Consider the following 11711-nt stretch of genomic DNA (forward strand, 5'->3'; position numbering starts at 1 on the left):
TCCTTTCGAGGTGCGCTACCGGGTGGCGGCGTCGAGGGAGTGCGGTGCGGTGCGGGCGGTGAGGGAGGAGAAGTACTCGACGAGTGCGGGGTCGAGCGGCGGGACGTCGAGTGGGATCGAACCGTTGCGGAGGGAGTGTGCGGCGAGGGCTCCGGCTGCGACGGCCTGTCGCGCGGCGACCGGCGACAGCGTGGTGGGGGTGCCCTCGGCGACGAAGGCGAGGAACTCGTTCATCGTGTCGAGGTCGGCGTCGGCATGGCCCTCCTCGACGCCCGCGATCGGGTACTCCACGTCGCCCTCGGTGCTCCAGGTACGACGACGGTTCCAGACCTTGACGGTGCCACCGGCGGTGTCGCCGATGTTCTCGAGCCTGCCGTGCGTCCCGATGACGGTGTAGTTCCGCCAGTAGTCGGGGGTGAAGTGGCACTGCTCGTAGCTGGCGGTGATCCCGTGCTCGAGGGTCATGAGCATCATCGAGACGTCCTCGACGTCGACCACGGGGTTCAGACCGCGCTGCGCCTCGGGCGGCCAGTTGTCGTAGGAGAACCAGTCGGCCATGGTCTGGCCGCTGCGGTCCTCGTGGTCGTCGATGTCGCCGTAGACCGCGAGGTCGCCCATCGCGACGACGCGCCGCGTGTACGCGCCGGCGAGGAAGTGGACGACGTCGATGTCGTGGCTCGCCTTCTGCAGGAGCAGGGTGTTCACGCGCGAGCGGTCGGCGTGCCAGTCCTTGAAGTAGTAGTCGCCGCCGTTGCCGACGAAGTGGCGGACCCAGACGGACTTGACCGCGCCGATCTCGCCGCGCTCGATGACCTCGTGCATGAGCCGGACGACGGCGGCATGTCGGAAGTTGTGCCCGACATAGAGCGGCGTCCGCGACTCGTAGGCGGCCTGGAGGACCGCGTCTGCGTCGTCGAGCGTGATCGCGAGCGGCTTCTCAAGATAGACCGCGATGCCGGCGCGCAGCAGGTCGACCGCGATCTCCTTGTGGGTCCAGTCGGGCGTCGTCACGATCGCCGCGTCCACGCCGCCACGCTCGATGAGCGCCTCGTGGGAGTCGAGGACCTCGATGTCGTCGCCGAACAGCTGCCGTGCCCGACCGCGACCGATCTCGGTGGTGTCGACCGCCGCGACGACCGAGGCGGACGTGGGGCTCGTGGCGACGTGTTCGGCGATGTAGGCCCGCTGGCCGGTGCCGATGACGGCGACCCGGAGGCCTTCGGGGGTGGTGGCTGGTGCAGTGCTCACTCGATCACATCCGCTTCCTTGCGTGAAGTTGATTCATATGATGCCAAAACGATCATGAAATGACAATAGGCGATCACAGCGCTGACGCAAGCGCGGGGTGGCTGATGTGGAGAGGTTTTACCGCGCCGAAACATGGGGAGCGCACTTCGACAGGCTCAGTGACCGGGAGGTGGCGGCTCAGTGACCGGGAGGGGGCGGCTCAGTGACCGGGAGGGGGCGGCTCAGTGGTCAGGAGCAGGGTGGCTCAGTGGTTGGGAGGGGCAGCTCAGCGACCGGGAGGTGGATGGCTCAGTGGCCAGGAGCGGGGCGGCTCAGTGGTCAGGAGCAGGGTGGCTCAGGGACCGGGAGCGGAGGACTCAGGCGGCGATGATGAGCTCGACGCCGGCCGCGGCCAGGGCGTCGGCGAACGCCGGATCCACCGGCTGGTCGGTGACGAGCACGTCGATGCGGTCGAGTGGGCAGATGCGGGCGAAGGTCGCCTTCGTCATCTTGGTGCTGTCGGCGACCACGATGACCCGCTTCGCGACCTTGACGAACTCCTGGCTCACCGAGGCCTCACCCTCGTGGAGGGTGGTGGCGCCGAACTGCGCGCTCAAGCCGTCGACGCCCAGGATCGCGACGTCGAGGGCGATCTCGGCGAGCGCCCCCGCGACGAGCGAGCCCACGAGTTCGTAGGACTGGCGTCGTGCGACGCCTCCCGTCACGACGATCTTCACGTGCGAGCGCACGGACAGTTCGAAGGCGATGTTGAGCGCGTTCGTCACGATCGTGACCGAGGCGTCGCCGTCCGAACGGACGAGGTGCTCGCTCCGCCCGATCACCCGCGCGACCTCGCTCGTGGTGGTGCCGCCGTTCAGTCCGACGGCGTCGCCGACGTTGATCAGGGCGGCCGTGGCCTTCGCGATGGCCATCTTGGCGTCCGCCTGGCGGGCGATCTTGTACTGCAGCGGCAGCTCGTAGCCGGTGCCGAGGGCGGCGGCACCGCCGTGGGTCCGCGTGACGAGTCGCTGCTCGGCGAGCGCCGTCAGGTCGCGACGGGCGGTGGCCGCGGAGATGCCGAGCGCTTCGCCGATCTCCGCGATCGTCACATTGCCGCGTTCGCTCACGAGCTCGAGCAGGGCGTTGAGTCGCTGTTGCTGCGTCATCTGTCCTGCTTTTCCGGTCGGGTCGGGCGTACTGTGACCATCATATGGGCGCTCAGCCAGCGCCAGTCTGATTGATTCTGACGATTTGCACTGGTATCGATCAGATTCGATCCGGTATGGTTGCGGCAACGCATCGCCGCGCTGCGATCGCGTCCCCTCACGTGAAAGGCACGTCATGCCCGAGACCTTCGTCGCCGCCGAACTGGCGTCGCAGCCCGAATCCTGGCGCACCGCCGCCGCCCTCGTGCCGGAGGCCGTCGCCGTGCTGCCGCAGCCGGGAGAGCGGGTCGCGGTGGTCGGGTGCGGCACCAGCTGGTTCATCGCGATGAGCTACGCCGTGTTGCGCGAGCAGGCGGGGCTCGGTGTCACGGACGCGTTCGCCGGCTCGGAGTTCCCCGGCGTCCGCGACTACGACCGCATCGTCGCCATCTCACGCTCCGGCACGACCACGGAGATCGTGCACCTGCTGGAAGCGGTGGGCGACTCGGTCACCACCGTCCTCATCACCGCGGTCGACGACTCCCCCGCGACCGTTCCGGCGGCACACGTGATCGCCCTCCCCTTCGCCGACGAGCGTTCGGTGGTCCAGACCCGCTTCGCCACGACGACGCTCGCGCTCCTCCGCGGCTCGCTCGGACACGACGTCGAGGCACTCGCCGCGGAAGCCGAGCGGGCGCTGCAGATCCCGATCGACGAGTACCTCGGCGCCGACCAGGTGTCCTTCATCGGACTCGGGCACGCTGTGGGCCTCACCTTCGAGGCCGCGCTCAAGACCCGGGAGGCGGCACAGTTCTGGGCGGAGTCCTACCCCGCCATGGACTACCGCCACGGCCCCATAGCGATCGCGCAGCCCGGCCGACTCGTGTGGTCCCTCGGACCGACGCCCGCCGGCCTGCCGGAGGACGTCGCGGCCACCGGAGCGACCTTCGTGCAGCACGACCTCGACCCCATCGCCGGGCTCGTCGTCGCGCAGCGCTTCGCGGTCGCGTTGGCCGAGGCCCGCGGCCTCGACGCCGACCACCCCCGTTCGCTCACGCGCTCCGTCATCCTGACGCCGTGACCGAGCGGGCGGTCCTCGGCATCGACGTCGGCGGGACCGGGATCAAAGCCGCACTGACGGATGCCGACGGCACGGTCCTCGGGCGCTGGCGCGAAGCGACGCCCTCGGGCGACACCTCAGGCGTCCTGACCCGCGACATCGTCCTCGGACTCGTCACCGCCGCGAGCCGCGTCGCGGCCCCGGCGGCCGTCGGGGTGGTCGTGCCCGGCGTCGTCGACGAGGAGCACGGCGTCTGCATCCACGCGGTCAACCTCGGTTGGCGCGACCTCGCCTTCCCCGAGCTCCTCCGTCCCGCACTCGACGTCCCGCTCGCCTTCGGGCAGGACGTCCGGGCCGGGGCGCTGGCGGAAGCGGTCTCGGGCGCTGCAGCCGACGTCACGGGCACGATCGCGTTCGTACCGGTCGGAACCGGCCTGGCCTCGGCACTCGTCATCGACGGGGTCCCCTTCGCCGGCGGCGGCTGGGCCGGCGAGATCGGCCAGCGCGTGATCCAGGACGGCCCGCACCGCGGACTCCGGGTCGAGGAGCTCGCCTCAGCGGGCGGCATCGCACGTCGTGCGGGTGCCCGCGACGCGAAGACCGTCGCCGACGCGGTCGCCGGCGGTGACGCCGCCGCCAGCGCCATCTGGAACGACGCCGTCGATGCACTCGCCGAGGCCCTCGCCGGCATCACCGTCGTCGCAGCACCCACCGCCATCGTGATCGGCGGCGGGCTCGCCCTCGCCGGAGCCGCCCTCTTCGAGCCACTCGAGCACGGACTCCGCGAGCGGCTCGACGTCGTCCGCGTCCCGCAGCTCCTGCCCGCTCGTCACGGCGACGAGGCGGCAACGGTCGGTGCGGGGATCCTCGCCCGCCGACTGGTGACGGCGCGATGACGACCACCCCCGCACCGCGTCGCGTCGTGGTCGTGACGCCGAACCCGGCCGTCGACATCACCTACACGGTCGCCGAGCAGCAGCTCGGGGTCACACAACGCGTCCAGTCCGTCGTGCGGCGTGCCGGTGGGAAGGGCGTGAACGTCGCTCGCGTCCTGGAGTCACTCGACGTCCCGACCCTGCAGGTGCTCCCGCTCGGCGGCGCCTCCGGCACCTGGCTCGGGGACGCCCTCGCGGCCGACGACCTCCCCGCCCGGGTCGTGGAGCTCCGCGCCGAGACACGCTCGACGGTCGCGGTCGTCGACGGCATCCAGCATCCGACCCTCTACGCCGAGGCCGGACCGGCGGTGACGCCCGAGGAGTGGGCCGCCCTGACGACCGAGCTCAGGCGCTCATTGCAGGACGCGAGCGCACTCGTCATCTCGGGCTCGCTCCCGCCGGCCACGCCCGGCAGCGTCGTCGAAGCCCTGGTCCGAACCGGGCACGACGCCGGCGTCCCCGTGATCGTCGACGTCAGCGGCACGGCGCTCCTCGCCGCGGCACGCGCCGGTGCGACGATCCTCAAACCCAACCTCGACGAGGCCCTCGAGGCGACGGGCGCGGCCGACCTCGCATCGGCTCGCGCGTCACTCCTCGCACTCGGCGCCCGCGCGGTCGTCATCTCCCGCGGTGCCGACGGCCTCACCGCCGGCGACGCCGATGGCGCCCACGAGGTCCCGGCCGTCCCCGGCGTCAGCGGCAACCCGACCGGCGCCGGCGATGCCGCGACGGCCGGCCTGGTCGCAGCACTCCGCGCGGGAGCCACACTTCCCGAGGCACTCCGCACAGCGGCGGCTGCAGGAGCGGCGGCCGTGCTCGAACCGATCGCGGGCGCGATCGACCTCGCCGCCTTCCACCGATTCATCGACGCACCCGCCGCATCCGACCCCATTGGAGCAACCGAATGACCACCGCCCTCGACTTCACCGCGCTCCTCGCCAACGCCTCGGACTCGAACGCCGGCATCGCGGCGTGCAACGTCGTCCTCCTCGAGCACGCGGAGGCGATCGTCGCCGGCGCCGAGGAGGCCGGGCTGCCGGTCATCCTGCAGATCAGCGAGAACTGCGTGCGGTACCACGGGTCGCTCGCGCCCATCACGCTCGCCTCGCTGGCCATCGCCCGTGCAGCGACGGTCCCGGTCCTCGTCCACCTCGACCACGTGGAGTCGGCCGAGCTCGTGCACGAGGGCGTCGATCTCGGCGTCGACAGCGTGATGTTCGACGCCTCGACCCTGCCGTACGACGAGAACGTCCGCGCGACGAAGGAGATCGTGGACTTCTGCCACGCTCGCGGCGTGGCCGTCGAAGCGGAGCTCGGCGAGGTCGGCGGGAAGGACGGCGTCCACGCTCCGGGCGCGCGCACGGTGCCTGCAGAGGCCGTCGCGTTCGTCGCAGCGACCGGCGTCGACGCCCTTGCCGTCGCCGTCGGCACCTCGCACGCGATGACGAGCCGCGAGGCAGCCGTCGACCACGCGCTGATCGCGCAGCTCCGCCGCGAGGTGCCCGTTCCGCTCGTGCTGCACGGCTCCTCCGGACTCCCCGACGACGAACTCCGCGCGGCAGTGCGTTCCGGGATGACGAAGATCAACCTCTCGACGCACCTCAACGGGTTGTTCACCCGGGCGGTGCGCGACGTCCTCGACGAGCAACCGAAGCTCGTCGACCCCCGCACCTATGTCCGGGCCGGTCGCAGCGCGGTCGCGATCGAGACGGCGCGGATCCTGCGCCTCCTCGCCACCGACTGAGCACTCCCAGGAATCCCACAGCAACACGCAACGCTGAGCTGTTAATATATATTGCGTTGGAGTTCTTCCAGCGTCTCCACCGGTAACCGATCGTCCCCCGCGATCACCCTCCGGCCTCCCGAGCCCGATATCCCTTCGGGTGCGCGGGAGATACGGCCACCCCTCCCCTAGGTGCGGTGGCCCGAAGCTCTGCGACACCGCCGGTCGATGCTCGGGTCTGACCTCGGGCATCGACCCGCGCAAGCAGTGAAGCCCGTTCTTCCCAGGTCGTTCTCAGCTTGGTCGCGTACGTTCATCTCTTGAGTGCCGATGTCACAACCGGCTTCCGTGTGCAGAGTCCACACCTCCACGGATACGCCGATGCTCCCGACACGTCACCACCAGCCGCCCTCCAGAACGGCGAAGAACGATCCACCGGACGGCCCCAGCCGACCAGCGCAGCCGAATCTCGGCGCAGCTGCACTCCGGACGGTCTCGTCGCTCCATCCATGCGACCTGCACCGATCGTCATCGCATTCCCCTTCTGGAACCGGCCCATCCATCATCCGCAACACCAGAATCGAGAACCACCATGTCCATCACCCAGACTTGGACCCCAGCGTCCTCCAACCGTTCCGCGGGCACCGCCGTCCACGGCCGCGGTCACTCCACCGAGAAGCTCACCTACCGCTTCGGTCTCCGCACCCGCGAGACCGGCGCGGAGCAGCGCGGCTCCAGCAGCGCGGCCAACCGCCGCGGCTGAGCCGCCTCACCGTTCCAACCGACGCCCCCGCACGGCTTGACCGTGCGGGGGCGTCGTGCGTTCGGAACCGGCGCCGCTCACGGCGGGTCCGGAGTTCGGACGATCGTACGGACGACCACGGCCTCCCAGGTGGGAGAATCCCCACATGGATCCCGTCGCGCTCATCTCGTGGATCGTCGTGTTCGTCGTCGTCACCGTCATCGTGTCGGGCCTGTCCGGCCGAGCGGGCGTCTCCGCCCCGGTGGCCCTGGTGCTCGTCGGCGGCGTCGCGTCGTTCATCCCCGCCGTCCCGACCGTCGAGATCGAACCCGACCTGATCCTCTACGGCCTGTTGCCGCCGCTGTTGTTCGCGTCGGCGATCCGGATCTCCCTCATCGACATCCGTGCCCGTAACGACGGCATCATCCTGCTCTCGGTGGGTGCCGTCGCGTTCACCGTCGTGTCCGTCGGATTCGCCAGCTGGCTCCTCATCCCGTCGATCACCCTCGCAGCGGCGTTCGCGTTCGCAGCGGTCATCGCGCCGACCGACGCCGTCGCCGTGAGCGCGATCGCCGGACGACTCGGGCTCCCCCGCCGTGTGCTGACGATCCTCGAGGGTGAGAGCCTGCTCAACGACGCCACCGCTCTCGTGGCACTCAACGCCTCGATCCTCGCCATCACGAGCGTCGTCAACCCGGTCATGATCGCCGGCGAGTTCGTCATCGAGGTCGTCGCCGGCGTCGGTGTCGGTCTCGCGGTCGGTTGGGTGCTGTCCGAGGTCCGCCGACGCCTGCGCGCCCCGGTCCTCGACACCTGTCTCTCCCTCATCACCCCGTTCCTCGCGTTCCTCCTGGCGCAGGCGATCCACGGTTCGGGTGTGCTCGCGGTCGTCACCGCCGGGCTGCTGCTCGGCTACCGGGCGCCCATCGTGCAGTCGGCCGAGGCGCGCATCGCCGAGTCCCTCAACTGGCGCACCATCCAGTTCCTGCTCGAGAACGCCGTCTTCCTGTTCATCGGGCTCAACCTGGCCGGCATCCTCGAGGGGGCGATCCAGACCGGTCCGGGGCTCTGGCCGACCGTGTTCATCAGCATCGGGGTCCTCGCGGCGCTCATCGTCTCGCGATTCGTGTGGGAGATGACGGTCACGGCGATCTACCGGCTCGGACCCAGACGGCTCCGTGAGCGGAGCTGGTCCTGGGGCAACGGGATCGCCGTCTCCGCAGCCGGCGTCCGTGGCGTGGTGACCCTGGCGGCGGTGTTCCTGCTGCCCGAGGACACCCCGTCGCGCGAGTTCCTGCAGTTCCTGGCGTTCGTCGTCGTGGTCGGCACACTCCTCTCGGGGCTCGCGCTCCCCCGGATCATCCGCGCGCTGCACCTCCCGCCGCCGAACCACAGCCAGGAGCGCGTCGAGCAGCTGATGCTCATGGCGGAGGTCCAGACGGCCGGCCTGGACCGCCTCGACGAGCTGACGACCGAGGCGGACGAGGAGCAGGTGCTCAACCGTCTGCGGACCAATGCGAGCTTCGTGGCCAACGCCCTCGAGCAGTACACCGGTGACGGCTCGGAGCTCCGGACGGTCGCGTTCGCCCGACTGCGCCGCCAGATGATCGCGGCGGAACGCGAGGCACTCCTCTCGGCGCGCGCCGAGGGTCGCTACCAGGAACCGGCGGTCGCGGCTGTTCTGGCCGCGATCGACGCCGAGGAGGCGACGCTCAAGGCGATGACGCCGAAGCCGCCGCGGTCATAGCACCCCGACCGGTCCGCTCGCACGCCCCGTCCACCAGGCCCGCGCACGACGATCGGTCGGGCAGGATGAGCGCATGATCATGTTGTTCCCGGCCGCCGTCTTCGCGGTGCTCTACGTCGTGAGTCGACGCAGCGATGCCCGCCGCCTGCGCAACGGGGTCTTCCTGGTCTCCGCGATCGCCTGCGGGCTGGTGGCGCTCCTCTCGGAGGCGTCCCGCACGACGCCGTTCACCGTGCTCCTCGCCGCGTTCGGCACAGTCCTACTGGTGGGTGTGCTCGGGGTCCTCCTCATCGGCAACGGCATCACGATGCTCCGGCTCGAAGGACGCAGCCTGGGCAACCTGCTCTCGCTGTTCGCCGGGGTCGCGATCCTCGTCCTGCCCGTGCTGGCCGTGCTGCTGGTCCTCGGAGCGCACCCGCAGTCCCTGCCCTCGTGGCTGACGATCGTCCTCGTCGCGCTGGGCCTCCTGCTCGGGTTTGCCTGCTTCTACGCGGCGGCGACGTTCGCTGCCTTCGGCGTGTACTCACTCGTCTACAGCCGCTATCGGCACACGCGGACGCCCGACGCCCTCGTCGTCCTCGGGTCCGGCCTCATCCACGGTGAGGTCCCGCCGTTGCTGCGCAGTCGCCTGGACCTGGCGCTCCGCATCTACCGGGCCACGTCACCGGGGGCGACGCGGCCGCTCCTGATCCCGTCCGGCGGACAGGGCGACGACGAACCCCGCCCGGAGGGCACCGCCATGGCCGAGTACCTCGTCGCGAACGGCGCGGACCCGTCCGACGTGCTGCCGGAGACCGCGTCCACGAACACGCGCGAGAACCTGGTGCTCTCCCGCGACCTGCAGCAGTCGGTCGGACGGGACGGCGAGACGATCGTGGTGACGAACAACTACCACGTCCTCCGCGCGGCCCTCCTTGCACGTTCGATCGGGAGCGAGGCCCAGGTGATCGGCTCCCCGACGGCCGCCTACTACGTGCCGAGCGCGTTCCTCCGCGAGTACGTCGCCATCATGGTCGAGCACCGCCTGCTCAATGCGCTGGCGATCGCCGGCGTCGCGGCCCTGATCGCGCTCGCGGTGGTCTGGTCGCTCCTACCGATCTGAGCCGCCCTCCCAGCCCGAGGCCGACGACGCCCGCAACGCGCGACGGGCCGTCGTCCGAATGGATCGGATGACGGCCCGTCGGTCGTGTGGTGTCCGACTCAGTCGGGTGCGGTGTCGTAGACCTCGCGGGCGTCGTCGGTGGCCTCGGAGGCCGGCCCGGAGTCGGGCTGGTGGTCGGCCGAACCGTCGGCGTCGCCACCCTCGCCCTCGGCCAGCGGTGCGTCGAGTTCGGTCGAGGGCTCCGGGGTCTCGACGGCCTCCTCGGTCGCCTGCTCCTCGTCGGGAGCCGCGTCCTCCGAGCCGGTGCCGTCGACGGTCTGACTCGACCCGTCCGAGCCCGGTCCGGCGGTCGTCTGGTCGGAGCTCACGAGCTCTGCGGTGTCGATGTCGGCACCCTCCCAGGCTTCCTGGTCCGCTCCGGCCGCACCGGTCGCGAGGTCGTCGCCTGAATGCTGGTCCTGCTGATCCGTCATGATGCACTCCTCTCCGCGGAACGCGTCGCGCTCCGTGTCCTCGGACTCTACGACGTGATCCTCCACGGTCTCCCGGGGTTGACAGCCGCCGACGGGCGTCCGGGCCGGTCGCGATAGCGTGGGGACATGAGCCTCCCCGTCACGGACACGCGCGTCACCTATCCCACCGGAGCCCTCGTCTCGACGGGCACGGTGCTGCACGTCGAACCCGTCGGCGATCACCTCGCCGTCGTGCTCGATGAGACGGCCTGCCACCCGGTCGACGCCGCGTGGCCCGACCAGCCCGCCGACTCGGCGACCATCACCTTCGGTGAGGGCACCAGCGCCGTGGAGGTCGCCGTGACCGACTGCGTCGTCGCCGCGAGCGACGGGACCCGGCTGTACCTCGGCGCCGACATCCCTGTGAAGAAGGGCACCGAGGGGTGGGCCTTCCTCGTCGCCCACCTGGTCTCCATCGAAACGGCCCGGAGCGCCGTCGAGGGCGCGACGGCCCGCATCGAGGTGGACGCGTCCACCCGACACGCGCTCTCCGCCGGGCACACCGGGTGCCACCTCGCATCACTCGCCTTGAACGCCGCGCTCGCCGACGCCTGGCGCAAGGAGGTCGTCCCCGATGCCCTCGGAGCCCCGGATTTCGACGCGCTCGCCTGCGAGTCGTCGCGGATCGCTCCGAACGCGTCGACCGACCGTTACCGCATCGGCAAGTCGCTCCGTCGAAAGGGGTTCGACCCGGCCGCCCTCGACGACCTCGACGCACTCGGGTCACGCATCCGGAACACCCTCGACGGCTGGCTGGACAGCGGCGCCGCCGTCCGGATCGATCGCGAGGGCGAGCTGCTCACCGATCGGCGCAGCTGGCACTGCGAGCTGCCGGGCGGCCCTGCGGTCATCGCCTGCGGCGGCACCCACGTGGCGTCGTTGGGCGAATTCTCGAGCATCGCGGTGTGGCTGGAACGCGAAGAGGTCGACGGCGCCGTGGTGCTGTCGATGATCAGCACCGTCGTCCCGGCCGGCTGACCGGAGGCTCGACGGCTGACCGGCGGCTAGGCGGCGATGCCCGTGGAGGCCGCACCGCCGACGCCGGCGAGCAGGCCGCCGATGACGAACACCCAGAGCAGCACGAGTGCCGCCCAGACGAGCAGGAACAGCCCGTTGAGCACGACGCCCGTGATGGCCATCGCCCGACCGGCGGGCTCACGGCGGAGCCCCATGAGGCCGAGCACGAATCCGACGACCGGGAGCACGAAGGTGAACCCGAAGAACAGCGACACCAGGCCGATGACCATGCTGGAGATGCTGAGGCCCTTCGGCGGCGACGCCGGGTACGGGTAGGGCGGGGGGTACACGGGCGCGTACGGCTGCATGCCGTACTGCGGCGGGTAGGGCGCCTGCTGGGCGTACGGCTGCACCCCGTACTGCTGCGGCTGGAGCTGATGTTGCGGGTACTGCTGCGGCTGGAGCTGCTGTTGCGGGTACTGCTGCGGCGGAACCGACTGCTGCGAGTGTGCCTGCTGCGGCGCAAGGGGCTGCGGCTTCGATCCGTCCGGTGTGCTCATG

At 70.6% G+C, this 11711-nt stretch carries 12 protein-coding genes; 8 read left to right on the forward strand and 4 right to left on the reverse strand.

The annotated features are described in order from the left end of the window. Positions 1-15: 15 nt before the first annotated feature. Positions 16-1248: a Gfo/Idh/MocA family protein gene (locus HOW07_RS17120; RefSeq protein ID WP_175117963.1), complete on the reverse strand. Its 1233-nt coding sequence runs from the start codon at positions 1246-1248 to the stop codon at positions 16-18. 356 nt (positions 1249-1604) lie between these two features. Beyond that, positions 1605-2393, reverse strand: a complete 789-nt coding sequence (locus HOW07_RS17125; RefSeq protein WP_064296851.1) for a DeoR/GlpR family DNA-binding transcription regulator — start codon at positions 2391-2393, stop codon at positions 1605-1607. Between the two features lie 175 nt (positions 2394-2568). Here HOW07_RS17125 and HOW07_RS17130 point away from each other — a divergent pair, with 175 nt between their 5' ends. From HOW07_RS17130 to HOW07_RS17160, 7 genes are all read left to right on the forward strand, one after another. Then, complete coding sequence (locus tag HOW07_RS17130) at positions 2569-3453, forward strand: SIS domain-containing protein (protein WP_071260570.1); 885 nt, start codon at positions 2569-2571, stop codon at positions 3451-3453. Next, positions 3450-4328, forward strand: coding sequence for an ROK family protein (locus HOW07_RS17135; protein WP_175117964.1), 879 nt, complete (start codon positions 3450-3452; stop codon positions 4326-4328). The genes HOW07_RS17130 and HOW07_RS17135 overlap by 4 nt, the downstream gene beginning before the upstream one ends. After that, on the forward strand, positions 4325-5275 hold the full coding sequence (locus HOW07_RS17140; RefSeq protein ID WP_175117965.1) for a 1-phosphofructokinase family hexose kinase: 951 nt from the start codon (positions 4325-4327) through the stop codon (positions 5273-5275). Before HOW07_RS17135 ends, HOW07_RS17140 begins: the two co-directional genes overlap by 4 nt. Further along, complete coding sequence (locus tag HOW07_RS17145) at positions 5272-6111, forward strand: class II fructose-bisphosphate aldolase (RefSeq protein ID WP_175117966.1); 840 nt, start codon at positions 5272-5274, stop codon at positions 6109-6111. Before HOW07_RS17140 ends, HOW07_RS17145 begins: the two co-directional genes overlap by 4 nt. 571 nt (positions 6112-6682) lie before the next feature. Continuing rightward, the gene (locus tag HOW07_RS17150; protein WP_175117967.1) at positions 6683-6853 is read left to right on the forward strand and encodes a hypothetical protein; all 171 of its coding nucleotides are present in this window, start codon (positions 6683-6685) and stop codon (positions 6851-6853) included. 145 nt (positions 6854-6998) lie between these two features. Then, positions 6999-8579 (forward strand): sodium:proton antiporter, encoded by a 1581-nt coding sequence (locus HOW07_RS17155; protein ID WP_064296856.1) that lies wholly within the window; start codon positions 6999-7001, stop codon positions 8577-8579. A gap of 73 nt (positions 8580-8652) precedes the next feature. Next, complete coding sequence (locus tag HOW07_RS17160; RefSeq protein WP_121292315.1) at positions 8653-9681, forward strand: YdcF family protein; 1029 nt, start codon at positions 8653-8655, stop codon at positions 9679-9681. Positions 9682-9779: 98 nt separating this feature from the next. Here HOW07_RS17160 and HOW07_RS17165 read toward each other — a convergent pair whose 3' ends face one another. Then, entirely contained in the window at positions 9780-10154 is a 375-nt protein-coding gene (locus HOW07_RS17165) for a hypothetical protein (RefSeq protein ID WP_175117968.1), read from the reverse strand. 126 nt (positions 10155-10280) lie between these two features. Here HOW07_RS17165 and HOW07_RS17170 point away from each other — a divergent pair, with 126 nt between their 5' ends. Continuing rightward, the gene (locus HOW07_RS17170) at positions 10281-11171 is read left to right on the forward strand and encodes a metal-dependent hydrolase (protein WP_121292311.1); all 891 of its coding nucleotides are present in this window, start codon (positions 10281-10283) and stop codon (positions 11169-11171) included. 26 nt (positions 11172-11197) lie between these two features. On the opposite strand, the gene HOW07_RS17175 is transcribed toward HOW07_RS17170, so the two are convergent. Next, complete coding sequence (locus tag HOW07_RS17175) at positions 11198-11710, reverse strand: DUF4190 domain-containing protein (protein ID WP_121292309.1); 513 nt, start codon at positions 11708-11710, stop codon at positions 11198-11200. Position 11711: the final 1 nt, after the last annotated feature.

Source organism: Plantibacter sp. MCCC 1A11337, assembly GCF_013349365.1.
Classification (GTDB): Bacteria; Actinomycetota; Actinomycetes; order Actinomycetales; family Microbacteriaceae; genus Plantibacter; species Plantibacter flavus_A.